We start from the raw sequence: 26281 nt of genomic DNA, 5'->3' as shown, positions 1-26281 counted from the left end.
AGTATGCCACAGTGCGCGGTTCAGCGCAGCCGTTTGATTTGTGCGGCGATCTCGTCGGCCACCCGGTCCCAGCCGCGACCCAGGGCTCGCACCAGGGCAGGGTAGCCGTCCTCGGCCAGTGCCACCTCCACCACGAAGGGGGCCATGGCCAGCAGGTCGCCGCCCGCGTCGCGCAGCTGCCACTGGCCCCCGGCCACGGCCTGGCCGTCGAAGCGGCCATGGAAGCGATCCACCTCCAGGCGCAGGGTGGGGGCCGTGCCGCGACGGTTGTCGGCACCGTCCTGCATGACCCGGGTGTCCGGCAGGCGCGCGGCCAGGCGAGTGCGCAGGCCGCGCTCGAGCTGCAGGCCGAGGGGCTCCGCCCACTGGTGGTGGTTGGCCTCGTTGAGGGTGATGTCGTCGAGCTGCAGCACCAGGCCGTCGACGTCGAGGAAACGGGCCAGCCGGGGCTGGCCGACGACCAGCCGGTGCGTGGCGTCTGCCCCGGCGATGCGTGGCGGGTCACCGTCGGCGTCCGCGGGCAGGGTGTAGCGGCTCGGCGCCGGCCCGCTGGCGGCACAGCCGGCCAGCCACAGGGCGAGGCCGGCGGCGATCAGGGCCTTGATGCGCATCATGGGGAGCTCCCTCGGGATTGGCGTTGCGGCGCCCTGGGCAGCGGGTCCTCGCCGTCCAGGCTGTCGAAGAGCAGGGCACGGGGGTTGTCGCGCAGGGTGCGCGCGGTGGGCTGCAGGTCGCGCAGCAGCCGGTCGAGCTGCTGCAGGGTCCCGGTGAAGTCGCCGTAGGCGGCGGAATCCGGCGAGATGCCCTCGAGGGTGGCGCGCAGCTCCTCCAGGGTCTGGTTGAGGTTGCCGGGGAGCGCCCGGGTGCCGGGGTCGTCGACCAGGGTGCGCACGCTGGCGGTAAGTTCGCGGACCTCGACGAGCATGGCTTCGGAAGTCGCCAGGTTGCGGTCCAGCCCCTCCAGCAGCGGTTCGAGCTCCAGGCCGTTGAGCTTGTCGAGCAGTGCGGTCACCTGGGCCTCGATCTGGGCGAAGCCGCTCGAGGTGGTGGGGAAGACGCTGCGCTCGGCGAAGGTCTCCGCGACATAGTCGCCGGCCTGGTCGCGCTGGAAGTTGAGGTCGACGAACAGCGCGCCGGTGATGAGGCTGCCGCTCTTCAGCGAGGCCTTGAGTCCCAGCCCGAAGAGGCGCTCGAAGCGCGTGCGCCACTCCTCGATATCGAGCTCCTGGGAGTCGATGCCCAGGCGCTGGGGCTCGATGCGGATCAGCACCGGGATGGCGAAGTTGGCGCGGGAATCCGGCTGGGGGGCGGTGAAGTTCCAGGGCACCGCCGCCACCGTGCCGATCCGCACGCCACGAAACTCCACCGGGGCGCCCCGCGAGAGGCCGCGCACGGTGTCCTCCACCAGCAGCACGTACTCCAGGTAGCGATTGAAGGTCCCCTGTCGGGCGCTCTCCTCGTCGGGGAAAAGGGTGAAGGTCGCGTCGGCCTCCACGGCCATGCCGCGGGGCAGGTCCTCCGGCACGCCGAAGGTGACGCCACCGCCGAGCAGTGTCTCCAGGGAGTCGATATTGACCCGGAAGCCCTCGGAGTCCAGCCGCAGGTCGAACCCGCTGGCCGACCAGAAGCGGGTGCTGTCGGTCACCAGGTCGTGGTAGGGGCTCTCGATGAAGATGCGGTGGTGCATGCGCCGGGTCGCGGCATCGAAGCTGGCCTCCTCGACCCGGCCGACGATGAGGCCCTGGTAGGTGACCGGGTCGCCGACGTTCAGCGAGTTGCCCAGCTGGCTGACCAGGTTGATGCGCAGCCCCTCCGCCCCGGCCGGCGACACCGGCGGCTGCTCGCTGACCTCGAACTCCCGTGCGTCGACCTCGCTCTGGCCCGGCTCGAGCTGGATGTAGGCGCCGGAGAGCACCGTGCCCAGGCCGCTGATGCCCTCGCGACCGATGCGTGGCTTGACCACCCAGAAGCGGCTGTCCTCGACCAGCATGGCATCGGTGTCGGGGCTCATGCGGGCGGTGATGACCGCCCGGGAGAGGTCATCCGAGAGGTGGACCCGCTCGACCCGTCCGACCTCGACGTTGCGGGTCTTGATCAGGGTGCTGCCCGCCTCGATGCCCTCGGCGCTGTCCATCATCAGGGTGATCTGCGGGCCGCGACTGCGGTAGTTGTCGTAGACCAGCCAGGCGCCGATCAGGATCGCCACGAGGGGCACGATCCAGATCGGCGAGAGCCGGGCCTGGGGCGTGGCGTGGGCGCGGTGGCTGTCCCGGTCGGGCGTCTCGGGGGGCTCGGTCATCGCGGGCTTCCTTGTGCGGGGCGGGACTCACGCGGCAGGGGCGTGTCCCAGAGCAGTCTCGGGTCGAAGGTCATGGCGGCGAGCATGGTGCTGACCACCACGGCCCCGAAGGCCAGGGCGGCGGGGCCCGGGGTGATCGACATCAGGGCACCGGCGCGGATCAGCGCCACCAGGATCGCCACCACGAAGACATCGACCATCGACCAGCGGCCGATGAACTCGGTGAGGCGGTAGAGGCGGGTGCGAGTCGGGGCACTGAGCTCATCGCTGCGCCGGACCACCAGGCACAGCCAGGCCAGTGCCACGAGCTTGCCCACCGGCACGATCACGCTGGCCACGAAGATCACCACCGCCACCGGCCAGGAGCCCATCTGGATCAGCTCCACGACCCCGCCGATGATGGTGGAGGGCGAGGCGTGCCCCAGGCTGGTGGTGGTCATGATCGGGTAGAGGTTGGCCGGCAGGTACATCACCGTGGCGGCCGCCAGCAGGGCCCAGGTGCGTTGCAGGCTGTGGGGCAGGCGCGCGTGCAGGCCCTCGCCGCAGCGTCGGCAGCGACCGTGGCCGTCGCCGTCAAGGCGGTTGACCAGACCGCAGGTGGCGCAGCCGGCCAGGCCCTGGGGGGCGGCGGGTTCGCCGGTGCGCACGCCCTCCGGGGCGAGGGGCTCGCCGGAAAGCGAGAACCACAGCCAGTCGGCATCCAGCGACTGGGTGGTGGCCAGCAGCAGCAGAGCGAAGACGCAGAAGGCCCAGAAGGAGATGCCCAGCTCGATCTCGGCCATGCCGGCGATCTTGATCAGGCTCACCAGGGCGCCGACGATGAAGACGTCGGCCATCATCCAGGGGTGCAGGTGGGAAAGCGAGCGGGCGATACTGCGGCTGGCCGGCAGCGGGGCCTGGCGCAGCAGGCCGAGCTGCAGCCAGACCACCCCGGCGAGGTAGACGGCAGGCAGCACGGCGATGGTCAGCAGCACGGCGATGGCCACCAGCGGCTGGTCGAAGCCGATCAGGGTGGTGGCAGTCTGGGAGAGCTCGATGCGGTTGCCGATGCCCCCGACGCTGAAGCTGACGAAGGGAAAGGAGACCGCCAGCGCCAGGGCCACCAGGGCGGACAGGGCCAGCGCCATGCTGCGCTGGGCCGGTCGGTGATGGCGGCTGGCCAGGGTATGGCCGCAGCGCGGACACTCGGCCTTCTCGCCGGCGTGCAGCGGTGGCAGCGCCACCAGCCAGTCGCACTCGTGACAGGCCCGCAGCCGTCGCCGCGAGGTGCGCGTCTCCGGTGGCGAGCGGTCCACCAGCGGTTCTCCCCGGGGCAGGGGGGGGGCGCGAAAGGCGAGCCTGGGCACCGCGATGGGGTCTCCTCATGACGACAAGATCAGAAAAGTCAGTGTGGCACGTTGACGAGGGGGACACCATATACAAACATGCGGGCCTGAATGTTCCCGAGGAGACGACATGTTACTTCCCGCCGTGGCGGTATTGGCAGGCCTTGTCCTGCTGGTGTGGAGCGCCGAGCGCTTCGTCGACGGGGCGGCGGCGACCTCCGCCCGGCTGGGGCTGTCGCCGCTGCTGATCGGCATGCTGGTGATCGGCTTCGGTACCTCGGCACCGGAACTGGTGGTCTCCGCCCTGGCGGCCGCGCAGGGCAACCCCGGCCTGGCGCTGGGCAACGCCTATGGCTCCAACATTGCCAACATCGGCCTGATCCTGGGCCTGGTGGCGCTGATCTCGCCGCTGGCGGTGCACTCCGCGGTCGTACGTCGCGAGCTGCCGGTGCTGGGCGGCGTCACCCTGCTCTCCGCCCTGCTGCTGTGGGGTGGCGTGATCGGCCGCCTCGAGGCCATCCTGCTGCTGGCGCTGCTGGCCGCCTTCATCGGCGTCTCCATTTATCTTGGCCTGCGCGACGGCAGCGATGCCCTCTCCAGCGACACCGAGGAGAGCCTGGCGGTGCACCCGATGTCGCTGAAGGCCGGGCTCGTCTGGACGGGTGTCGGCCTGGTGCTGCTGGTGGTCAGCTCGCGCATCCTGGTCTGGGGCGCGGTGGCCATCGCCGAGGGGTTCGGCGTCAGCGACCTGGTGATCGGCCTGACCGTGGTGGCGGTGGGCACCTCGCTGCCGGAGCTCGCCTCGTCGATCAGTGCGCTGCGCCGCCGCGAGCACGACCTGGTGCTGGGCAACGTGGTGGGCTCCAACCTCTTCAATACCCTGGGCGTGGTGGGCCTGGCCGGGGTGATCGCGCCCATCGAGGCCGGTCGCGAGGTGCTGCTGCGTGACTGGAGCCTGATGATGGCGATGACGGTGATGATGGCGGTCTTCGCCATGGGCTGGCGCGGCCGCGAGGGCCGCATCAACCGGGTGGAGGGCGCTGCGCTGCTGGCCATGTTCCTCGGCTACACCGCCTATATGGTCAGCATGGTGATCGTCGGTAGCTCGACCTGAGCGCCCGGCTGCGACAACGCGACACGGTCAGGTGATCCGAACAACCTCCCCGCGCGTGGGTCGTAGGCGTATGATAGGTGCGTGATCAGGGAATTAGCTTATTCTATTTTGCTATTATCGGCTGTCCGCCACGCACGTAAGTAGAATGCGCTACGTTGTTCCCTGATCAGACCAGAATGCGGCAGGGTCCTCGAGGCCCCACGCACAAGAGCACGTCCAGTGCCTGACGCATCTCGTACTCATGCATCACAGGAACGAGGAGTGCTTCATGGAACTGGATCCCCTGCTGCTGTCGCGACTGCAGTTCGCCTTCGTGGTCGCCTTCCACGCCATCTTCCCGGTGTTCACCATCGGCCTGGCATCCTATATCGCCCTGCTCAACGGGCTCTTCTTCAAGACCGAGAATCCGGCATGGGACCGCCTCGCGCTGTTCTGGACCAAGGTCTTTGCCGTGGTGTTCGGCATGGGGGTGGTGTCGGGCATCGTCATGTCCTTCCAGTTCGGTACCAACTGGAGCAACTTCTCCCAGGCGGCATCGAACTTCCTCGGGCCGGTCCTCAGCTATGAGGTGGTCACCGCCTTCTTCCTCGAAGCGGCGTTCCTCGGGGTGCTGCTCTTCGGGCGAGGCAAGGTGCCCCAGGGCGTCCATCTCTTTGCCGCCATCATGGTGGCCACCGGGACCTTCATCTCCTCGTTCTGGATCCTCTCGGCCAACAGCTGGATGCAGACGCCCGCCGGCGTCGAGCTGATCGACGGCCGCTTCCACGTCACCTCCTGGAGCGAGGCGATCTTCAACCCCTCCTTCTGGTACCGCTTCTGGCACATGGTGCTGGCCTCCTTCCTGACCGGCGGCTTCGTGGTGGCCGGGGTCAGCGCCTGGTACCTGCTCATCCGGCGCGACATCGAGGCCAACCGCAAGGCGCTCTCCATGTGCCTGTGGCTGCTGCTGGTCCTCACGCCGGCTCAGGCCGTGCTGGGGGACTTCCACGGCCTCAATACCCTCGAGCACCAGCCGACCAAGGTCGCGGCCATGGAGGGCAACTGGGAGCGCGGTTCCCATGTGCCGCTGCTGCTCTTCGCCTGGCCCGACCAGGAGGCCCAGCAGAACCGTTTCGAGGTCGGCATCCCGAGCCTCGCCAGCCTGATCCTGACCCACCATGCCGACGGCGAGGTGCCCGGCATCAGCGAGGTGCCGCCAGAGGAGCAGCCGCCGGTATGGCTGGTGTTCTGGTCCTTCCGGGTGATGGTCGGCATCGGCCTGGTCATGATCGCCGTCTCACTGGCGGGGCTCTGGTTGCGACGCGGCGGACGGGTCTACGAGCATCGCGGCTTCCTGCAGCTGATGCGGGTGATGACGGTGACGCCCTTCATCGCGGTGCTGGCGGGCTGGTTCGTCACCGAGACCGGCCGGGCACCCTGGCTGGTCTACGGCATGATGACCCATGCCGAGGGGCTGACGCCATCGCTCACCGGCGGCATGGCGCTGTTCACCCTGGTCGGCTACATCGCCGTCTACGCGGTGGTGTTCTGGGCCGGCGTCTACTACCTGACCCGGGTGGTACGCCAGGGCATGCTGCCCGAAGCGCCCCATGACCACGAGGTGGAACGGCCCAAGCGTCCGCTGTCGGCCGCCCATGTGCCCTTCGAAGACGCCTCTCGCCAACCGGGAAGGAGCTGAATCATGGAAGCGTTCGACCTGACCCTGATCTGGGCCCTGATCATCGGCTTCGGGGTGATCATGTATGTGCTGATGGACGGCTTCGACCTGGGCGTGGGGATCCTCTTTCCCTTCGCGCCCGACGAAGAATCGCGTGATGTCATGATGAACTCGGTGGCGCCGGTGTGGGACGGCAACGAGACCTGGCTGGTGCTCGGCGGGGCGGGCCTGCTGGGGGCCTTCCCGCTGGTCTACTCGGTGTTCCTGCCGGCGCTCTACATCGGGGTCTTCCTGATGCTCGCCGGCCTGATCTTCCGCGGCATCGCCTTCGAGTTCCGCTTCAAGTCGCACCGCAACCGTCGCTGGTGGAACCGCGCCTTCTGCTGGGGTTCCGCCGTGGCCTCCTTCGCCCAGGGCGTGGTGGTGGGCGCCTATATCCAGGGCTTCGCCGTGGAGGACTTCGTCTACGTGGGGGGGCCGCTGGACTGGCTGACGCCCTTCAGCGTGCTCACCGGCCTGGGGCTGATGGCCGGCTATGCCCTGCTCGGCGCCACCTGGCTGATCATGAAGACCGAAGGGGCGGTCCAGGCCTGGGCCTACCGGCTGGCGCCGCGCCTGCTGCTGGCGGTACTGGCGGTGTTCGCGATCATCAGTGTCTGGACCCCGTTCGTCGATGCCGGGGTCCGCGAGCGCTGGTTCGGCCACCTGCACCTGATCTGGGTCTTCCCGGTGCTGGCGCTGGCCTGTGCGGCGCTGCTGTGGCGTGCCGTCAGCCAGCGCCGGGAGGGACAACCCTTCATCGCCACCCTGGGCCTGTTCCTCTTCACCTACCTGGGTCTGGTGGTGAGCAAGTGGCCGGTGATCGTGCCGCCTGACTACACGATCTGGGATGCCGCCTCGGATCCGGGCTCCCAGCTCTTCCTGCTGATCGGGGTCCTCTTCGTGATCCCCATCGTGCTGGCCTATACCGCCTGGACCTACTGGGTGTTCCGCGGCAAGGTGCGCCCCGGCGAGGGGTACCACTGAGCCGATGGGCGCGAACGACGCGGCCTCGGGCGAGCTGACCGCGCGCCGCTACCTGAAGGACCTGGCCGCCGGCGAACGCCGGCGGCTGCGTATCGCCGTCCTGGCAGGGACCGCGGCGGGCCTGCTGACCATCGCCCAGCTGGTGCTGCTGGCCCGGTTCATCAGCCGCCTGGTCGTCGACGGGACGTCACCTGGCGAGCTCGTGCCGCTGCTGGCGGGGTTGCTCGCCATGCTGGCGCTGCGTGCCCTGGCACTCTACCTGCAGGAAACCCTGGCCCAGGCGGCGAGCCTGCGGATCCGCCAGCGCGCGCGGCGCGCGCTGCTCGATCACCTGGCGCGACTGGGACCCGTGAGGCTGACCTCGCGGCACAGCGCGTCGCTCGCCAGCCAGCTGGTGGAGCAGGTGGAGGCCCTGGACGGCTACTTCGCCCGGTTCCAGCCGCAGCTCTGGCTGGCGGTGCTGGTGCCGCTGGCGGTCCTGCTGGCGGCGCTATGGCTGGACTGGCTGGCGGCCCTCTTCCTGCTGGCCTCGGCGCCGCTGATCCCGCTGTTCATGGCCCTGGTCGGGATGGGGGCTGAGCGGCTCAACCGGGAGCAGTTCGACGCCGTGGCGCGACTCTCGGGCCACTTCATCGACCGCGTGCGGGGCATCACCACGCTCCAGCTGTTCGGCCGAACGGCCCAGGCCACCCGCGAGGTGCATGCCGCCGCCGATGACTATCGGCAACGCAGCATGCGTACCCTGCGCCTGGCGTTTCTCTCCTCGGCGGTGCTGGAGTTCTTCGCCTCGGTGGCGATCGCCGTGGTGGCGATCTACGTGGGCTTCGGCCTGCTGGGCTACATCGAGTATGGCCCCGCAGAGGAGCTGACCCTGTTCAGCGGCCTGCTGGTGCTGCTGCTGGCACCGGAATTCTTCCAGCCGCTACGCAGCCTCTCCCAGCACTACCATGACCGGGCGGCGGCACTGGGGGCCGCCGAGGGACTGGTGGCCCTGCTCAACGAGGCCCCCGATGCCGGGCGCCTGCCGGGCAAGGCCGTCCCGGTGCCCTCCCGGGATGTGCTGGTCGAGCTCGAGGCCGCCAGCGTCGACTATCCCGGGCGAGGCCGTGTGCTGGGACCCGTCGACCTGACGCTGGCCGCGGGCGACGTGGTAGCCGTCACCGGGCCGTCGGGCGTCGGCAAGTCAAGCCTCCTGCAGCTGCTGGCCGGCTTCGTCGCGCCCGCCAGCGGCAGTGTTCGCAGGGTCGAGGGGCTCCGCCTGGCCTGGATGGACCAGCGCCCGCTGCTGATCCAGGGCAGCCTGGCGGATAACCTGCGCCTGGCGGCCCCCGACGCCGGCGAGGCGGAGATGCGCGGGGCGCTGGCCAGGGCGGGCCTCGGCGAATTGCTGGCAATGCTGCCTCTGGGGCTGGAGACTCGCCTCGGCGAGCGCGGCGTCGGTCTCTCCGGGGGCCAGGCGCAGCGGCTGGCCCTGGCCAGGGTCTTCCTCTCCCGGGCGTCGCTGGTGCTGCTCGACGAACCCACGGCCAGCCTCGACGCCGAGACCGAGAGCCAGCTCATCGAGGCGCTGCAGGGGCTGGCCGAGAAGGGGCGAACACTCGTCATCGCGACCCATCATCCCGCCCTGATGGCGCTGGCGAGGCGGCGCCTGTCGCTCGAGGCCCAGGCCACCCCCCCGGGAGGAGCGTGACGATGCCTGTGCCTGATGCCTCGCTCTGGCGGGCCCTGCGCCCCCGGCTTGCCCTGCTCGGGCAGCGTCGCCGCCGGCTGATCCTGGGCGCCCTGCTGATGGGGCTGACCCTGGTCTCGGCCATCGGCCTGCTGGTCCTCTCGGGCTGGTTCATCACCGCCACGGCGGTGACCGGCCTGCTCGTGGCGGCGGGCATCGCCGCGACCCTGGAGGTCTATGTGCCCGGGGGCGGGATCCGCTTCTTCGCGGTGACCCGCACGGTGTCGCGCTACGTGGAGCGCCTCTACAACCACGATACCGTGCTGCGGCTGCTCGCCGACCTGCGTGCACGGCTGTTCGCCGTGCTCTCCGGCCTCGACGCCCACGCCCTGTCGCGACGGCGTGCCAGCGACTGGCTCAACCGCCTGACGGCGGATATCGATACCCTGGACAGCCTCTACCTGCGCCTGCTGGCGCCGGCGGTGGTGGCGCTGCTGGCGATCCTCGGCCTGGCCGGATTCCTGGCGCTGTGGTCGCCGCGGGTCGGCGCGGCGACCGGGGCGCTGTTGATGCTGGGCTGGCTCTGGCTGACGGCGGGCCAGGCCCGCCTGGGCATGGCTGCCAGCCGTCGCCAGGTCGACGACCTGGAGCGGCTCAGGGGGCGACTCATCGAGCAGGTGCAGGGCCTGGCGGAGCTGGAGGCCTATGGCAGCCTGGCGGACCACCGCGCACGGCTGGCCGCTATCGAGGTACGACTCTACCGGGATCAGCGCCGCCTGGGAGAGCGGGTGGCGCTGGGCAACGCGCTGGCATCGCTGGTGGTGGGGCTGGCGATGCTCCTGGCCCTCTGGCTCGCGGCCGAGGCCTGGCGCGCCGGGCTGCTCTCCGGGCCGCTGACGGTGATGATGCCGCTGGCGGTGCTGGCCATCAGCGAGGCGCTGGCCCCGCTGCCAGCCGCCTTCACCTGGCTGGGGGCCACGCGGGGCGCCGCCGAGCGGCTCAATGCGCTGGAAGCGCAGCAGTGTCGCGTGGCCACGGGGGAATCGCCGGCACGCCTGCCGTCGGGGGCGCTGTCGGTAGCCCTCACGGATGTCACCCTGACCCATGCGGATGCCCTGGTGCCGGCCCTGGCCGAGGTCGGCCTCGCCCTGAAGCCCGGCGAGCGGCTGGCCCTGTGCGGGGCGTCGGGGGCCGGCAAGTCCAGCCTGGCCGGGCTGCTGACGCGACAGCTCAGCCCCGAGGCGGGCGAGGTGCGGCTGGGTGGCGTGGTGCTGGAGGGGTGGCCGGCGGGGGCATTGAGCTCCCGAGTGGCCCTGCTGACCCAGCAGACGGACCTGTTCGACGATACCCTGGCCGCCAACCTGCGCCTGGGCGACCCCGGGGCGGGCGAGGCCTGGCTGTGGCGGGTGTTGGCGATGGTGGAACTCGCCGACTGGGCCGGGGCCCTGCCGCAGGGCCTCGATACCCGGGTGGGGGAGGGCGGCCGACGCCTCTCCGGCGGCCAGGCCCGGCGCGTCGCCCTGGCCCGGCTGCTGCTGCGAGAGCCGGACCTGGTGGTGCTGGACGAACCCTTCGCCGGGCTCGACGCCGGGACCGCGGCACGACTCGCCACCCGCCTCGATGCCTGGCTGGCCGGGCGCACCGTCATCTACCTGGTGCACCAGCTCGGCGAGGCCGTCGACCCGCCGGGCATCGACTGCTGCCTGACCCTGCGCGACGGACGACTTTGCACGACTGGTCAGGATGTTTCAGGATGAGACCCACGACTCCCCCGGATGAGGTGTGCCATGCGTGATTTCCTCAGGCGCCTGCCCAAGGCCGAACTCCACCTGCACATCGAGGGCTCGCTTGAGCCCGAGCTGATGTTTGCCCTGGCCGAGCGCAACGGCGTCAGCCTGCCCTATGCCTCCGTGGAGGAGGTCCGGGCGGCCTATGACTTCTCCGATCTTCAGTCCTTTCTCGACCTCTACTACCGGGGCATGAGCGTGCTGCGCACCGCCGAGGACTTCCATGACCTGGCCATGGACTACTTTCGCCGGGCCAGCGCCGAGGGGGTGGTGCACGTCGAGATGCACTTCGACCCCCAGGCCCACCTGGTGCGCGGCATCGAGCTGCCGGTGGTGATGGAGGGGCTCTCCCTGGCGCGACGCCGCGCACGGCGCGAGCTGGGCATGTCGACGGCACTGATCATGGCGTTCCTGCGCGACCGGCCGGCCGAGGAGGCGATGGCGGTGATGGAGAGCGCGGCCCCCTACTGGGAGATGCTCGACGCCGTGGGGCTCGACAGCGCCGAGCAGGGCAATCCGCCGTCGAAATTCGTCGAGGTGTTCGAACGGGCGCGACAGCTCGGTATCCCCCGGGTGGCCCACGCCGGCGAGGAGGGGCCGCCCGCCTATATCCGCGAGGCCCTGGACCTGCTGGATGTCTGTCGCATCGACCATGGCGTGCGCTGCCTGGAGGACCCCGAACTGGTGGCTAGGCTGCGCGACGAGGGCGTGGTGCTCACCGTCTGTCCGCTCTCCAATGTGCGCCTGAGGGTCGTCGAGCGGATGGCCGACCACCCCCTGCCGCAGCTGCTCGATGCCGGCCTGCGCCTGACCCTCAACTCCGACGACCCGGCCTATTTCGGTGGCGGCATGCTGGCCAACTTCGAGGCCTGCGCCGAGGCCTTCGGCTGGTCGCAGGAGGTCTTCATCCAGCTGGCCGGTACCGCCATCGAGGCCGCCTTCATCGACGAGACGCGCCGCCTCGACCTGCATCGCCAGTTGGCGGCATGCCTCTAGCCACCCGCCAGCGAGTGGCCCTGGGCCGGGCGGCACGCGATGCCCCAGGGGCGTGCGGGCACCCCTGCGTTGAGGGGCCGGTGTGCAACGGTCTGTAAGATCGTGTAAAAGGGAGGCTCTCATCCTGTCATCGGGGCCGTTCGGGGAGAGCCGTGCTTGAGCCTTAAGACCCGTTTCCTGCTGCTTGCTGCCTGCCTCGTGCTCCTGGCGTCGGCGGCCGCCTGGACCGTCTTCCACCGCATCACCGAGGGCATCATCGAGCAGTGGGGCGAGCGCGTCGCGGCCATCCAGGTGCAGTACGACGGCGGGCGCCTGCTGCAGCCCCTGGAGCGGGAAATTGCCCTGGCGCGCCAGATGGCCGACTCCATCGTGCTGCAGCGCTGGGCACGAGACCCCGACGACCCGGCGCTCGAGGCCCAGGCCTTCGCCGAGATGGAAAGTTTTCGTCGCAACTTCAGCGACAACAGCTACTTCGTCGCCCTCCGGGACAGCGGTGGCTACTACCACAACAATGCCGCCAACGACTATGGCGAGGCGCGCCTTCGCTACCGGCTGAGGGTGGACCGGCCGGCCGACGCCTGGTTCTTTCGGCTGATCGAGGAGGGCCGGGACTTCCACCTCAACGTCAATCCGGACGTGGAGCTCGGCGTCACCAAGCTGTGGATCGATGTCCTGATGCGGGACGCCGATGGCGAGATCCTGGGGGTGGTGGGCACCGGCATGGAGCTCGAGGGCTTCCTGCAGGAGGTCGTGGATATCCAGCAGCCCGGCATCACCACCCTGTTCGTCGACTACAACGGCGCCATCCAGCTCTACCGCGACCGTCGCCTCATCGACTACGCCAGTTTCGTCAAGCCGGAGGGTCAGAAGCGTACCCTGGACCTGCTGGTGGACCTGCCCCGTGACGCCGAGGCGCTGTTCGGCATGATGCGCGAGCTGCGCGAGGCCCCGGACCAGTCGCCGAACGTGCGCACCGAGTTCGTGACCGTGGAGGGCAAGCGTCACCTGGCCGGCGTGGCCTTCCTGCCGGCTCTCGGCTGGTTCGAGGTGACACTGCTCGACCTGGAGGTGCTGATGCCGCTGGACGGTTTCACGCCGGTGGCAGTGGTGTTCGTGCTCACCCTGCTGGTCACGCTGCTGGTCTTCCACCTGGCGCTGCGCCGCCAGCTGCTGGTGCCCATCGCGGCCCTGGAAGCCGCCATGCAGCGGGTCAAGCAGGGGGACATGTCGCCCTCCGAGCTGCCCCGGGGGCGGGGCGAGATGGGCCGGCTGATGCGCCATTTCCATTCCATGGCCGAGGCCATCCAGCGCCATACCCGGGATCTCGAGGAGCGGGTCCGCGAGCGCACCGAGGAGCTCGAGGCGGTGGCCATCCGCGATGTGCTGACGGGCCTCATGAACCGTCGCGGCATGCAGCAATGGCTGGAGGAGCAGATCCTGCGGGCGGCCCGGGAGGGGAGTCACTTCGGGCTGATCTGGCTGGATCTTGACCGCTTCAAGGAGCTCAACGATGGCCTCGGTCATGCCGCGGGAGATCAGGCCCTGGTGCGTGTCGCCGAGGCGCTGCGGCATGGGCTGCGTCCCTACGACCGGGCCTCGCGCTGGGGAGGCGACGAGTTCCTGGTGCTGCTCTCGCCCTGCGACGAGCCGACCCTGACCCGGGTGGCCGAGCGCCTGCGCCAGGCGGTCGCCTCGATCGAGGTGGAGGGCACAGCGGTCACCATCAGTGTGGGGGCCTGTCTGGCCGTTCCCGGCGAGGACCTCGACAGCCTGTTGAAGCGGGCCGACGAGGCGCTCTACCAGGCCAAGGCCGAGGGGCGCAACCGGGCCCGGGTGGCCATATAGGAGCCTATCGGACTTAACGCTAATCTACTGCGAACTCCGGTTTTTCGGCCAATTTCATTCGATCTGTTTCGTTAAAGAGCACGCTATTCGCCTCCACAGATCGAAAAACTTGTCTCGAAACCCGAATCTCTCGCTACGATTGGTCAAGCCCGACAGGCTCCTCGGCCCTTTCCGGGTCATGCCCTGCGGTGCACCGGGCGCCCACCGGCCCAGGCTTCGGCCACGCAGCGATCGTCGCCCAGCATCATCAGCGCGAAGAGTGTCTCGGCAAGCGAACGGCTGCGGGCCGTGCGCCGTGCCAGCAGCGGGGTGGCGGCCGGGTCGAGCACCACCAGGTCGGCCTCCATGCCCGGGGCGAGGCGGCCGATGTGGCCGTCCAGCGACAGCGCCCGGGCGTTGCCCAGCGTCAGCCCGTAGAAGCCCTGCCAGGCGGTTAGCGGCTGGCCGCGTAGCTGGCCCACCTGGTAGGCGGCCTTGATGGTGGCCAGGCCGGAGAGGTCGGTGCCGCCGCCCACGTCGCTGGCGTAGGTGATGTTGAGTCCCACCTCGCGGGCCGCCAGCCGGTCGAAGAGCCCGCTGCCGAGGAAGAGGTTGGAGCTCGGGCAGAAGGCGAGGTTCGCCCCCCGCTCGGCGAGCCGGCCGCGCATTTCCTGGTCCAGGTGGATGCCGTGGGCGAAGGTGCTGCGCGGGCCCACCAGGCCCGACTGCTCGTAGACCTCGAGGTAGTCGCGGCTGTCGGGGAAGAGTTCCGCCACCCAGTCCAGCTCGCCGGTGTTCTCGGCCAGGTGGGTCTGCAGCCACAGGCTCGGGTCGTTGCGCATCAGGCCCCCGGTGGCGTCCAGCTGGTCCCGGCTGGAGGTGGGGGCGAAGCGCGGGGTCAGGCTGTAGCCCAGCCGCCCCTTGCCGTGCCAGTCGCCGATCAGCCGCTCGGTATCGCGGATGCCGCCGAGGGTATCGTCGCAGAGCGCGTCCGGGGCATGGCGGTCCATCAGCACCTTGCCGGCCAGCATGCGCAGCCCGCGCCGGCGGCTGGCGGCGAAGAAGGCATCGACGGAGACCGGGTGGCTCGAGCAGAACACCTGGGCGGTGGTTGTCCCGACCCTCAGCATCTCGTCGAGAAAGGCCTCCGACAGCGCGTCGGCGTGCTCGCGTGCCGCGAAGCGACACTCCTCGGGGAAGGTGTAGTCGCTCAGCCAGTCGAGCAGCTGTCGGCCGTAGGAGGCCATGATCTCCAGCTGCACGTAGTGCACGTGGCTGTCGATAAAGCCGGGCAAGATCAACTTGCCGCGGTGGTCGATCACCTCGATCCCCTCGGGGAGCTCGGGGGCCAGGGTGGTGTAGTCGTCCACCGCGCGGATGCGGCCGTCCTCGATCCACAGGGCACCATCCGGGTGGTGGCAAATGCTGCCTTCGGCAGGCATATCGTCCTCGCCGGGGTCGCCATCGAAGCTCAGCAGTTCGGCGCGCAGCACGCGCGAGTCGTTATGGGTCATCTCGTCAGGCTCATGGTTTCTTGTGTCACCGGGGCGATCCGGCGCCCCTAGTTCCCTGGTGTCGTCAGGCCCAGGGCATTTCGCAGCTTGGCGGGGTCGAGGCCTCGCTGGTCGCCTCGCTCGGGCGACTCGACCAGCGGCAGCAGCTCGGCGAGGGTGGCCAGGGCGATGGCGTAGGGGGTCTTGTCGCCCCCGGTGCCACCGGCCGCCATGCCGATGGGGCAGCGCACGCGGGCCAGGGCCTCCTCGCCGTGGCCCGCGTCACGCAGCCGCGAGCGAAAGCTGGCCCACTTGCTGCGGGAGCCGATCAGGCCCAGCGAGGCCGTGTCGCCGCGGGCGAGCAGGGCATCCACCAGGGCGCGGTCCTCGGCGTGGTCGTGGGTCAGCACCAGGGCGTGGACGCCGGGCGGCAGGGCGGCCACGGCCTCGGCCGGGTCGGGGGCATGGCGACAGGCGAGGCGCGGCTGGTCCGACGCCCAGTCGGGAAAGGCGTCCACCCGGCTGTCGTGCCAGCGCACCCGCCAGGGCAGCGGCGCGGCCAGTCGCACCAGCTCCCGGCCCACATGGCCGGCGCCGAAGACCGCCAACGTGGTGGTGCTGCCGGGAAAGACCTCGAGCAGCACGTTGACGAAGCCGCCGCAGCACTGGCCGCTGCGCCCACCCAGGCTGAAGGCCTCCAGACTCATCCCCGGCTCGTACTCGCCATCGGGGCCTGCCAGGCGTTGGCGCGCCGCCTCGATGGTCTGCCACTCGAAGGTGCCGCCGCCCAGGGTGTCGTAGACCGCATCGGCGGTGATCACCATGCGCGCCCCGGGCTCCCGTGGCGTTGAGCCGGCGCTGGTCACCTGGGTGGCCAGGGCATGGGGCACCCCCTCGCGCTGCAGCCGGTGCAGCGCGGCGTGCCAGCTCTCCGCCTGCGAGCTCATGGCGTCGACTCCCCGCCCTGGCGCAGCGCCTCGGCGGCCAGCAGGACTCGCTCCGGCGTGGCCGGGGTGTCGAGCCGCGGCGCCTCGCGGTAGTCGGTGAGGCTCGAGAGGGCATCGCGCAGCGCCGCCCATACCGAGATGCCGAGCATGAAGGGCGGCTCGCCCACCGCCTTCGAGCGATAGATGCTGGCCATGGAGTTGGGATGGCCCTGGAGCAGCTCGACGTTGAAGCTCGGGGGCAGGTCGCCGTAGGTGGGGATCTTGTAGGTGGCCGGGCCGTCGGAGATCAGCTGGCCAGCGTCGTTCCACCTGAGCTCCTCGCTGGTCAGCCAGCCCATGCCCTGGATGAAGCCGCCCTCCACCTGGCCGATGTCGATGGCCGGGTTCAGGGAGTCGCCCACGTCATGCAGGATGTCGACCCGGTCGACCTGGTACTCGCCGGTCAGGGTGTCGACGCTGATCTCGGCGACGGCCGCGCCATGGGCGAAGTAGTAGAAGGGGCGTCCCTGGCCGGTCATGCGGTCGTAGTGGATCAGCGGGGTGGCGTAGAAGCCCTTCTCCGAGAGTGACACCCGTCCGAGGTAGGCGGCCTGGACGAGCTCGCCCCAGGGGATGCGCCGCTCGCTCTCGCCGGTACCGGCCACCAGGGCACCGGCCTCCAGGCGCATGTCCTCGCGATCCAGGGCATAGTGCTCGCTGGCGAAGTCGAACAGCCGCGCCTTGAGGCTGAGACAGGCGTCACGGGCGGCCATGCCGTTGAGGTCGGCGCCGCTGGAGGCGGCAGTGGGCGAGGTGTTGGGCACCTTGTCGGTGCGGGTGGCGGTGATGCGCACCGTCTCCAGGTCGAGGGCGAGCTCGCGGGCCACCACCTGGCAGATCTTGGTGTGCAGGCCCTGGCCCATCTCGGTGCCGCCGTGATTGATCATCACGCTGCCGTCGGTATAGACGTGCAACAGGGCGCCGGCCTGGTTGAGGTGCTTGGCGGTGAAGGAGATGCCGAACTTCACCGGGGTCAGTGCCATGCCACGCTTGATCACGGGACTCTCGGCGTTGAAGGCGGTGATCGCCTCGCGGCGGGCCCAGTAGTCGCTGCTCGCCTCGAGCCGCTCGACGACATGGTGCAGCAGGGCGACCTGCTCCACGGTCTGGCCGTAGTGGGTGGTCTCGCGTCCGGGGCGATAGAGGTTGCGCTTGCGGATCGTCAGCGGGTCCTCGCCGAGGCGTCTGGCGATGTCATCCATCGCCGCCTCGATCACCATCATGCCCTGGGGGCCGCCGAAGCCGCGGAAGGCGGTGTTGGAGGCGGTGTGGGTGCGCGCCCGGTGGCCGGTGACCCGCGCCTCGCCCAGGGAGTAGGCGTTGTCGGCGTGGAACATGGCCCGGTCGACGATGGCGTCCGAGAGATCCGGGGAGTAGCCGCAGTCGCCGATAAGGGTCAGTTCGCCGCCCTGGATCACGCCCGCCGCGTCCACGCCCAGCCGGTAGCGGTTGTGGAAGGGGTGGCGCTTGCCGGTGACGCGCATGTCCTCGGCGCGGGGCAGGCGCAGGCGGGTGGTGCGCCCGGTGCGCCGGGCCACCAGTGCGGCGATACAGGCCCAGGGCGAGGCCTGGGTCTCCTTGCCGCCGAAGCCGCCGCCCATGCGGCGCACCTCCACGGTCACCGCGTGGAAGGGAATGCCCAGTACCTCGGCAACCAGCTTCTGGGTCTCGCTGGGGTGCTGGTTGGAGGTATGGACGATCACCCCCTCGTCCTCGGTGGGTTGGACCAGGCAGGCCTGCCCCTCCAGGTAGAAGTGTTCCTGGCCACCGACGAACTGCTCGCCCTCGATGACATGGGCCGCGTCCGCCAGCGAGCGCTGCCAGTCGCCGCTCTGCTGGACATGGGTGGGGCGCACGGCCTCGCCGCGCTCGGCGGCGCCCACCGGGTCGAGGCTGGCGGGCTGCTCGTCGACCTCCACGATCGCCGCCTTGACCGCTTCCCGGGCGGCGCGATGGGTCTCGGCCGCCACCGCGAAGAGCACCTGGCCGGCATAGCTGATCTCGTCCTCGACGAAGATCGGGTCGCCGGGGAAGACCGGGCCGATATCGGTGTGCCCCGGTACGTCGGAAAAGGCGACCACGTCAACCACGCCGGGCCGGGCGCGCACTGCCTCGAGGTCGAGGCGGGTCAGGCGACCATGGGCCACCGGCGAGAGTCCCAGGGCCAGGTGGAGGGCATCGGCGGGGGCGGCGACATCGTCGATATAGGCGGCGCGTCCGGTGACGTGCTTGACCGCGCTCTCGTGGGCGCGAGCGCTGCCGGCACCACCACGCGAGACGGCGGGCTCGGTCTTGCGGGCGTCCGCCTGTCGTGCGAGGGGGCCGTCGCCCTTGATGCGACCCTGCTGCTCCTCGCGCACTCGTGTCGTGGCGTCATCGAGGTCGTTCGTCGCCCTGGACGGGGCGTCCAGCTTAGTGAGCGTACGCATGGAGCATCACCTCCCGGGGAGAGTCGGTCGTCTCCTGTGCCATGACCAGGCGCAGGCGTTCGAGCAGGTTGGCGGCGGAGAGCCGACGATAGTCGGCACTGCCGCGCACGTCACTCATCGGCTGGAAGTCCTGGGCCAGCGCCAGCCGGGCGGCCTGGAAGGCGGCGGCGGACGGCGCCTGGCCCTCGAGGGCGGCCTCGGCCGCGGTGGCCCGTTTCGGCGTCGCCGCCATGCCCCCGAAGGCCAGGCGGACATCGCGCAGCAGGCCATCCTCCAGGCGCCAGCCGAAGGCGCCAAGCACCGCGGAAATGTCGTCCTCACGACGCTTGGACAGCTTCCAGACCCTGAGGTGTCGGCTCGGCTCGGCTCGGGGCAGGAAGATCGCCCGGATCACCTCGCCCTCGCGCAGGTCGGTTTTCTTGTAGCCGAGGAAGAAGTCGTCGAGGGGCAGTTGCCGCTCGCCCTCCGGGCCGGCCAGCCACAGCCGCGAACCCAGCGCCAGCAGCACCGGCGGGGTGTCGCCGATCGGCGAGGCATTGGCGACGTTGCCGCCCAGGGTGCCGCGGTTGCGCACCTGGGCGGAGCCCAGGCGATGCAGCAGATGGGCGAAGGCCGGATAGTGGTCGGCCAGTAGCGGCTCCAGGCGCGAGTAGGTCACGGCACCGCCGATCCACCACCCTTCGCGGCCATCCTCCAGGGTCGCCTCCTCGATGTCCTTGAGCTCGGTGACGCGCGTGACGTCCACCACCCGTGCGAAGCGCGCCAGGCGCTGGGTCACCTCGAGCCAGAGGTCGGTGCCGCCGGCGACGATGGGTGCCTCGGGGTGGTGGGTGCGCTCGTCGACCAGCGCCGCCAGGCTTTCCGGCTGGACGAAGGCGCTATCGCCATGGTGCTCGATGGGCGATGAGGGCGACGTTGCCGCGGCGTCGGTGCACTGCTCCAGCCACGGCGGACGCGCATGGGGGTAGTCGCCCATGGAGAGTGCCGCGTCTCGGATCGGCCGGTAGCCGGTGCAGCGGCAGAGGTTGCCGCCCAGCGCTGCCTCCAGGCGCTGTGGGGTCAGCGGCGCCGGGGGCGTAGTACCGTCCTCGTGCTGGTCCTCATAGAGCGTGAACAGCGACATCACGATGCCCGGGGTGCAGAAACCGCACTGGCTGCCGTGGCACTCGACCATGGCCGCCTGGGCGGGATGGAGGCTCTCGCCGCGGGCCAGGCCCTCCACGGTGGCCAGCACGCGTCCCTGGAGCTGATGGGCCGGGGTGATGCAGGCGTTGGCGCTATGGAAGCGGACAGTGCCGTCGGGGCCGGCCTCGCCGATGGCCACCGTGCAGGCGCCGCAGTCGCCGGAGGCGCAGCCCTCCTTGGTGCCGGTCTGGCCGAGCGAGTCGCGCAGCAGCTCGAGCACGCTGGTATCGGGCGAGGCCGCGCAGTGGCGGGGCTGCCCGTTGAGCAGGAAGTCGATCATCGCCTTGTCTCTGTTGTTGGCGCGTAAGCGTTGGCGCCGAGGCGCCCGGGTTCAGGGGGTCCACTTCCTGACCATTCGGTCAGAATGCTTTCAGCTTGGTCCAGAATCGTCCGCGTTGCAAGCCCGTTTGCACCCGGCACGGGGGTGGGGCACTATCCTTGGCTTTGATCCGCCATGGGGCAGTGAGGTGGCCGATGACAGGGCCGATGACAGAGGGGAGCGCGCCCGCCGAGCGGGGGGCGAGAGAGCAGGGCGAGGCCAACGGGGTGACCCGCCGGCGCAACGAGCGCGAGATCCTGGCGGCGGCCGAGCGGGTGTTCGCCCGTCACGGCTACCGGGGGGCGAGCCTGCAGGCCATTGCCGAGCAGGCCGGCCTGCCCAAGTCCAACGTCCTCTACTACATGGGCAGCAAGCGGGGCCTCTACGTGCGGCTGCTGGAGCGGATGATGGAGCGCTGGAACGCGCTGCTCGACGACATCTCGGTGGAGGATGACCCCGCCGAGGTGCTGGAGGCCTTCATCCGCAGCAAGATGCAGCTGTCGCGGCGTCATCCGGAGGGCTCGCGCCTCTTCGCCGCCGAGATCCTCGGCGGTGCGCCCTTCCTGCAGGAGTACCTGCGCGGCGAGCTTCGCGACTGGGTCCTGGCCCGGGCAAGGGTATTCGAGCAGTGGGCCGAACGTGGGCTGATGGATCCCGTCGACCCGGTATGGCTGATCTTCCTGATCTGGTCGGCCACCCAGCACTACGCCGACTTCGAGACCCAGGTGCTGGGCATCACCGGCCGGGACGCCCTCAGCGATGCCGACGTCGAGGAGATCACCACCTTCCTCACCCGGGTGATCCTCAAGGGGTGCGGCGTGCGCTCACGGGATGCCGACCCTGCCCGCTGAGCCGCCCATGACGTTGCCCATCGATTCCCGCCTCGACGCCATCCTCGATGCCCTCGAGAGGCACCCGCGCGCCCTGCTGGTGGCCGAGCCCGGGGCGGGCAAGACCACCCGGGTGCCGCTGGCGCTGCTCGAGGCCTCCTGGTGCCGCCAGGGCGGCAGGCTGCTGCTGCTGGAACCGCGGCGGGTGGCGGCGCGCCTGGCCGCCGGCTTCATGGCCGAACAGCTCGGCGAGCGCGTGGGGGAGACCGTCGGCTACCGGATGCGCGGGGAGAGCCGGGTGGGACCCTCGACTCGCCTGGAGGTGGTCACCCAGGGAGTGCTGACCCGCATGCTCCAGGAGGACCCGATGCTCGAGGGCGTGGCCGGGGTGATCTTCGACGAGTTCCACGAGCGCAGCCTGGAGGCGGACCTGGGCCTGGCACTGACCCTCGATGCCCAGCAGGGGCTGCGCGAGGAGCTGCGCCTGGTGGTGATGTCGGCGACCCTCGACGTCGAGGCCCTGCTGGGCGTGCTCGGCGAGGCCACCCCGGTGGTCGACTGTCCGGGACGGAGCTTTGCCGTCGAGACCCGCTACCGGTCGCTGAGCGGTCGCGAAGACGCGGCGGCCCAGCAGGCCCGGGCGCTGCTGGAGAGCCTTGAACAGCAGGCAGGCGATGCCCTGGTGATCCTGCCCGGGGTGGCGGAGATCCGCCGGTTGGCCCGGGAACTCGCCGGGCGGGCTCCGGCCCTGGCCGTCCTGGAACTCCACGGCCGCCTGCCCCTCGAGGCCCAGCGGCGCGCCCTGCGACCCGACCCCGACGGGCGACGGCGGGTGGTGCTGGCCACGGCGATCGCCGAGTCGAGCGTCACGGTGGACGGCGTGCGCCTGGTGGTGGATGCCGGCCAGGAGCGCGTGCCGGTCTTCCAGCCGCGCAGCGGGCTCACCCGGCTGGAGACGCGCCGCGTCAACCGGGCCAGCGCCGACCAGCGCCGTGGCCGCGCCGGCCGCCAGGGCCCGGGCCTTTGCCTGCGGCTATGGGCCGAGGAGCAGCCGCTGGTGCCCCATGGCGAGCCCGAGATCCTGCAGGCAGACCTGGCCCCGCTGGCCTTCGAGCTGGCGCGCTGGGGCATCACTGATCCGCACCGGCTGGCCTGGGTCACGCCACCGCCCGCCGCGGCACTGGCCGCCGGACGCGACCTGCTGGCCCGGCTGGGCGTGCTGGACGAGGCGTATCTCCTGACCCCGCTGGGGCGCGCCTGCGTGCGCTGGCCGACCCACCCGCGCCTGGCGGTGATGCTGGAGCGCTCCGACGAGTTCGAGGCCCGCCCCCTGGCCTGTGCCCTGGTGGCGCTGCTCGAGGGGCGCGGCCTGGACGGGGAGCGCGACCTCGAGCAGGCCCTTCAGGCGCGGCTCAAGACGCCCAGGGAGCATCGCCAGTGGCAGCGCGACGCCGAACGCCTGGCGCGAGTCGCCGGCGTGTCACTCCGGGTGACCCGCCTGGCACCACTGGGCGAGCTGCTGGCGCTGGCCTATCCCGAGCGGGTGGCGCAGCGGCTCGAGCCGGGACGTTTTCGTCTGGCCGGCGGGGGGCTGGCGACCCTTCCCGAGGGCCACCCCCTGGCCCATGCCGAGCTGCTTGTGGCCGCCGAGCTGGACGGCCAGGCCAGCGGGGCACGAATCTTCCGCGCCGTGGCGCTTTCTCGAGCGCGGCTCGAAGCGCTCTATCCGGAGTGCGGCGAGTGGCGCCCTAGCCTCGAGTGGTCCGACGACCAGGGGCGCCTGGTGGGCGAGCAGGTGCGTGGCCTGGGGGCGGTGGTGCTGGAGAGGAAGCCGCTGGCCAGGCTGCCGCCGGAGGCGGTGCGCCGCGCGCTGCTCGAGGCACTGCGTCGCCGAGGGCTACCGCAGGATGAGGAACTGAGACAGCTGCAGGGCAGGGTGGCGCTGCTGCGCCGCGTCCTGGGTGAGGCGTGGCCCGACTGGTCCGAGGCGGCCCTGCTGGAAACGCTCGAGGCGTGGCTGGGCCCGCATCTGGAGGGAATGACACGGCTCGAGGCCGTGGAGCGCCTGCCGCTGGCGCGCCTGCTGCTGGACGGCCTCGACTGGGCGCTGCGCTCGCGGCTCGATGTGCTGGCGCCGCGCCGCCTGGCGGTGCCCAGCGGCGCCAGCCATCGGGTCGACTATACGCCGTGCCTGGCGGACAAGCCGCCGGTGCTGGCGGTGAAGCTGCAGGAGTGCTTCGGCTGGCAGGCCTCGCCGCGGGTGGCCGAGGGCCGCGAGGCGGTGCTGCTGCACCTGCTCTCGCCGGCGCGTCGCCCGCTGCAGGTCACCGCCGACCTGGCGAGCTTCTGGGCCAATGGCTACCCGGAGGTGCGCAAGGAGATGCGTGGCCGCTACCCCAAGCACCCCTGGCCCGAGGATCCCACCACCGCCGAGGCCACCGCCCGCACCAAACGGCGTGGCTGATCCTGGCTTGTCTGGGCCCGAGGACCCCGCAGCATCAAGGCCGCCGAGGCCACCGCCCGCACCAAGCGGCGCTCCCCCTCACGATGACTCGACCCCCGTGCGATCGTGACCGCCGGGGCTGGCGGCCGGCTGGCCGCGAACGCCGCGGGCGCGCAGCACGCCTTTCTCGACCTCGACGATCAGGTAGATCGCCAGGCTGCCGGCCAGGATCACCCCCCAGTGACCGAGGCCCAGCCCCTCGCTGCCGAAGATCAGCTGCATGACCGGCAGGTAGGTCCAGCCCAGTTGCAGCATCACGATGATCCCGATGGAGGCCCAGACCGGACGGCTGCCGAAGAGGCCGGCCATGGAGAGAGTGCTGCGCAGCAGGAAGCGGCTGTTGATCAGGTAGGCCGCGCTGCCCATCACCAGCATATTGACCGCGCCGGTGCGGGCCAGCTCAATGCTGCCGCCCTGGGCCTGCAGCCAACTGAACATGCCGAACACGCCCACCAGCAGCAGCATGGAGACGAACACCACCCGCCACAGCAGGAAGAGGTCCAGCAGGGAGGCGTCAGGGTCGCGGGGCTGGCGGGTCATGATGTCCGGCTCGGCTTCCTCGAAGGCCAGCGCCAGGCCCAGGGTGACCGCTACCACCATGTTGACCCACAGCGCCTGCAGAGGCGTCACCGGCAGGGTGGAGCCGGCCAGCACCGCGAGCATGATCGCCAGGCCCTGGCCGCCGTTGGTGGGCAGCAGGAAGGTGATGGTCTTGCGGATGTTGTCGTAGACCTTGCGGCCCTCGCGGATGGCGCCGACGATGGTGGCGAAGTTGTCGTCGGCCAGCACCATCTCGGCAGCCTCCTTGGCGGCTTCGGTACCCTGGATGGCCCATGGCCACGCCGACGTCGGCGCGCTTCAGCGCCGGGCCATCATTGACCCCGTCGCCGGTCATCGCGCAGATGCCGCCTCGGGCCTGCATGGCCTGGACCAGACGCAGCTTGTGCTCCGGCGCCGCGCGGGCGAAGACGTCCACCTCGAGAATGATCGCCTCGAGTTCGGCGTCCGACATTGCCTCGATCTCGTGTCCCGCCAGGGCGCGATCGGTGTGGGCGAAGCCCAGCTGCCTGGCGATGGCCAGGGCGGTGACGGCGTGGTCACCGGTGATCATCACCGGGCGGATCCCGGCAGCCAGGCAGTCCTTCACCGCCGCGATGGCCTCGTCGCGGGGCGGGTCGAGCAGCCCCACCAGTCCCAGCAGCACCAACTCCTCCTCGGCGTGCTCGTCGGTCAGCTCGTGGACGTCGTGGATCGATCGCTCGGCCAGGGCCAGCACCCGCAGGCCCCGGGAGGAGAGGTCATGGATGCGCGCCTCCCACGTCTCGACATCCAGCGCCTGGTCCCCCTCTTCGGTGCGCACCCGGTGGCACATCTCCAGCAGCCTGTCCGGGGCGCCCTTGACCAGCAGCAGCGGTTCGCCGTCCACCTTGTGAAGGGTGGCCATGTACTTGCGCTCGGACTCGAAGGGGATGGCATCGTGGCGATCGTGGTCGCCGCGCAGCTTCTCCGTGGACAGCCCGGCCTTGGCCGCGGCCACCACCAGGGCACCCTCGGTGGGGTCGCCGTGGATCCGCCAGCGGCCCTCCTCCTCGGCCAGTTCGGCGTCGTTGCACAGCACGCCCACCTTGAGGAAGTGGCGCAGGGCGTGGTCGTCCTCGAGGTCCAGCGCTTCCGTCTCGGCCTCGCCGTCGCTGACGCGGTGGAAGCTGCCCTCGGGCGCGAAGCCGATCCCCTCGATGTGCACCTCGCCTTGTGGCAGCCAGATCTCCTGGGCGGTCATCTCGTTGCGGGTCAGGGTGCCGGTCTTGTCCGAGAAGATGGTGGAGATGGAGCCCAGGGTCTCCACCGCGGGCAGCCGGCGGATGATGGCGTTGCGCCGGGCCATGGCCTGTACGCCCAGCGCCAGGCCGATGGTGACGATGGCCGGCAGGCCCTCGGGGATGGCGGCCACGGCCAGTCCCACCGCGGCCATGAACATCTCGACCAGCGGCTGGCCATGCACCAGGGCGCCGAAGGCCCCGGTGAGCACCGCAGCGGCGAGGATGAAGAACGCCAGCACCTGGCCGGCACGGTCGATCTGGCGCAGCAGCGGGGTCTTGAGCTGCTCCACGCCGCGCAGCATCTCCGAGATACGGCCGATCTGGGTGTTGGCACCGGTTTCCACCACCAGGCCCCGGGCGTTGCCCTGGACCACGATGGTGCTGGCATAGGCCATGCTGCCGCGATCGCCCAGGTCAGCGTCCTCCGCCACCGCATCGGTGGCCTTGTCCACCGGCGTGGACTCTCCGGTCAGCGAGGCCTCCTCGGTGCGAAAGCGCCGGGCTTCCAGCAGGCGCAGGTCCGCCGGCACCCGGTCACCGCTCTCCACCAGCACGATGTCACCCGGCACCAGCTCCTCGGCAGGGATGGTCTCGCGCCTGCCGTCGCGCAGTACCTGGGCCTGGGGCGAGAGCATCTGGCGGATGCTCTCCAGGGCCTGCTCCGCCTTGCCCTCCTGGAAGAAGCCGATCAGGGCGATGATCAGCACCACGCCGAAGATCGCGCCCGCGTCGAGGGTGTGTCCCAGTCCCAGGCTGGCGAGGGCGGCGACGATCAGCACCAGCATCAGGATGTTGTTGAACTGCTCCAGCAGGCGTTTCCACCAGGGGCGTGCCTCGGCCTGCTGCAGCTGGTTGGGGCCGTGCTCGGCCAGCCGGCGCCGGGCCTCCTCGCCGCCCAGCCCCTCCCGCGTGCTCTCCAGCCGGTCGAGGGACGCATCCTCGCCCAGGGCATGCCAGGCGGTGGGCTCGCTGTGTCTCGGCTCTGTCATCTTCTTACTCCGGCAACTGTCGGGAGGCTG

At 70.5% G+C, this 26281-nt stretch carries 18 protein-coding genes; 9 read left to right on the top strand and 9 right to left on the bottom strand.

Annotated features, from left to right (window positions below; genetic code table 11):
• Positions 1-20: 20 nt before the first annotated feature.
• Genes DFP85_RS03190 through DFP85_RS03180 form a run of 3 tightly spaced genes read right to left on the bottom strand, consistent with a single transcriptional unit; the run spans position 21 to position 3645 of the window.
• A complete protein-coding gene (locus DFP85_RS03190; RefSeq protein ID WP_133634887.1) occupies positions 21-614 on the bottom strand; it encodes a PqiC family protein in 594 nt (197 codons plus the stop codon).
• On the bottom strand, positions 611-2299 hold the full coding sequence (gene pqiB, locus DFP85_RS03185) for an intermembrane transport protein PqiB (RefSeq protein WP_133634886.1): 1689 nt from the start codon (positions 2297-2299) through the stop codon (positions 611-613). The genes DFP85_RS03190 and pqiB overlap by 4 nt, the downstream gene beginning before the upstream one ends.
• Positions 2296-3645 (bottom strand): paraquat-inducible protein A, encoded by a 1350-nt coding sequence (locus DFP85_RS03180; RefSeq protein ID WP_133634885.1) that lies wholly within the window; start codon positions 3643-3645, stop codon positions 2296-2298. The genes pqiB and DFP85_RS03180 overlap by 4 nt, the downstream gene beginning before the upstream one ends.
• Before the next feature lie 109 nt (positions 3646-3754).
• On the opposite strand from DFP85_RS03180, the gene DFP85_RS03175 reads away from it, so the two are divergent.
• From DFP85_RS03175 to DFP85_RS03145, 7 genes are all read left to right on the top strand, one after another.
• Positions 3755-4738 carry a calcium/sodium antiporter gene (locus DFP85_RS03175; RefSeq protein WP_133634884.1) on the top strand — a complete coding sequence of 328 codons (984 nt, stop codon included), beginning with the start codon at positions 3755-3757 and terminating at the stop codon, positions 4736-4738.
• 268 nt (positions 4739-5006) lie between these two features.
• Positions 5007-6416 (top strand): cytochrome ubiquinol oxidase subunit I, encoded by a 1410-nt coding sequence (locus DFP85_RS03170; RefSeq protein ID WP_133634883.1) that lies wholly within the window; start codon positions 5007-5009, stop codon positions 6414-6416.
• Between the two features lie 3 nt (positions 6417-6419).
• Entirely contained in the window at positions 6420-7421 is a 1002-nt protein-coding gene (cydB, locus tag DFP85_RS03165; RefSeq protein WP_133634882.1) for a cytochrome d ubiquinol oxidase subunit II, read from the top strand.
• A 4-nt stretch (positions 7422-7425) separates the two neighbouring features.
• Positions 7426-9111, top strand: coding sequence for a thiol reductant ABC exporter subunit CydD (gene cydD / locus DFP85_RS03160; protein ID WP_133634881.1), 1686 nt, complete (start codon positions 7426-7428; stop codon positions 9109-9111).
• Positions 9112-9113: 2 nt separating this feature from the next.
• A complete protein-coding gene (gene cydC, locus DFP85_RS03155; RefSeq protein WP_133634880.1) occupies positions 9114-10847 on the top strand; it encodes a thiol reductant ABC exporter subunit CydC in 1734 nt (577 codons plus the stop codon).
• Between the two features lie 30 nt (positions 10848-10877).
• Positions 10878-11873 (top strand): adenosine deaminase, encoded by a 996-nt coding sequence (locus DFP85_RS03150; protein WP_133634879.1) that lies wholly within the window; start codon positions 10878-10880, stop codon positions 11871-11873.
• A gap of 156 nt (positions 11874-12029) precedes the next feature.
• Positions 12030-13718: a diguanylate cyclase domain-containing protein gene (locus tag DFP85_RS03145; RefSeq protein WP_133634878.1), complete on the top strand. Its 1689-nt coding sequence runs from the start codon at positions 12030-12032 to the stop codon at positions 13716-13718.
• Between the two features lie 176 nt (positions 13719-13894).
• Here the strand turns inward: DFP85_RS03145 and guaD are convergent, their stop codons facing one another.
• Genes guaD through xdhA form a run of 4 tightly spaced genes read right to left on the bottom strand, consistent with a single transcriptional unit; the run spans position 13895 to position 20070 of the window.
• Positions 13895-15211, bottom strand: a complete 1317-nt coding sequence (guaD, locus tag DFP85_RS03140; RefSeq protein WP_133634877.1) for a guanine deaminase — start codon at positions 15209-15211, stop codon at positions 13895-13897.
• Between the two features lie 47 nt (positions 15212-15258).
• Entirely contained in the window at positions 15259-16137 is an 879-nt protein-coding gene (gene xdhC, locus DFP85_RS03135; RefSeq protein WP_133634876.1) for a xanthine dehydrogenase accessory protein XdhC, read from the bottom strand.
• Positions 16134-18605 (bottom strand): xanthine dehydrogenase molybdopterin binding subunit, encoded by a 2472-nt coding sequence (gene xdhB / locus DFP85_RS03130; RefSeq protein WP_133634875.1) that lies wholly within the window; start codon positions 18603-18605, stop codon positions 16134-16136. Before xdhB ends, xdhC begins: the two co-directional genes overlap by 4 nt.
• A complete protein-coding gene (gene xdhA / locus DFP85_RS03125; protein ID WP_133634874.1) occupies positions 18589-20070 on the bottom strand; it encodes a xanthine dehydrogenase small subunit in 1482 nt (493 codons plus the stop codon). Before xdhA ends, xdhB begins: the two co-directional genes overlap by 17 nt.
• Before the next feature lie 206 nt (positions 20071-20276).
• On the opposite strand from xdhA, the gene DFP85_RS03120 reads away from it, so the two are divergent.
• Together DFP85_RS03120 and hrpB are read left to right on the top strand one after the other, a co-directional pair.
• Positions 20277-20960, top strand: coding sequence for a TetR/AcrR family transcriptional regulator (locus DFP85_RS03120; protein ID WP_133634873.1), 684 nt, complete (start codon positions 20277-20279; stop codon positions 20958-20960).
• A 7-nt stretch (positions 20961-20967) separates the two neighbouring features.
• Positions 20968-23403 (top strand): ATP-dependent helicase HrpB, encoded by a 2436-nt coding sequence (gene hrpB / locus DFP85_RS03115; protein ID WP_133634872.1) that lies wholly within the window; start codon positions 20968-20970, stop codon positions 23401-23403.
• A gap of 78 nt (positions 23404-23481) precedes the next feature.
• On the opposite strand, the gene DFP85_RS19060 is transcribed toward hrpB, so the two are convergent.
• Positions 23482-24042: a cation transporting ATPase C-terminal domain-containing protein gene (locus tag DFP85_RS19060; protein ID WP_243737196.1), complete on the bottom strand. Its 561-nt coding sequence runs from the start codon at positions 24040-24042 to the stop codon at positions 23482-23484.
• Positions 23957-26251, bottom strand: coding sequence for a cation-translocating P-type ATPase (locus DFP85_RS03110; RefSeq protein ID WP_243737188.1), 2295 nt, complete (start codon positions 26249-26251; stop codon positions 23957-23959). Before DFP85_RS03110 ends, DFP85_RS19060 begins: the two co-directional genes overlap by 86 nt.
• Positions 26252-26281 lie beyond the last annotated feature (30 nt).

This window comes from Halomonas ventosae, from assembly GCF_004363555.1.
GTDB classification, from domain to species: Bacteria; Pseudomonadota; Gammaproteobacteria; order Pseudomonadales; family Halomonadaceae; genus Halomonas; species Halomonas ventosae.
The sequence above is the reverse complement of the archived record's forward strand: the minus strand, read 5'-3'. Positions and strand labels throughout refer to the sequence as shown.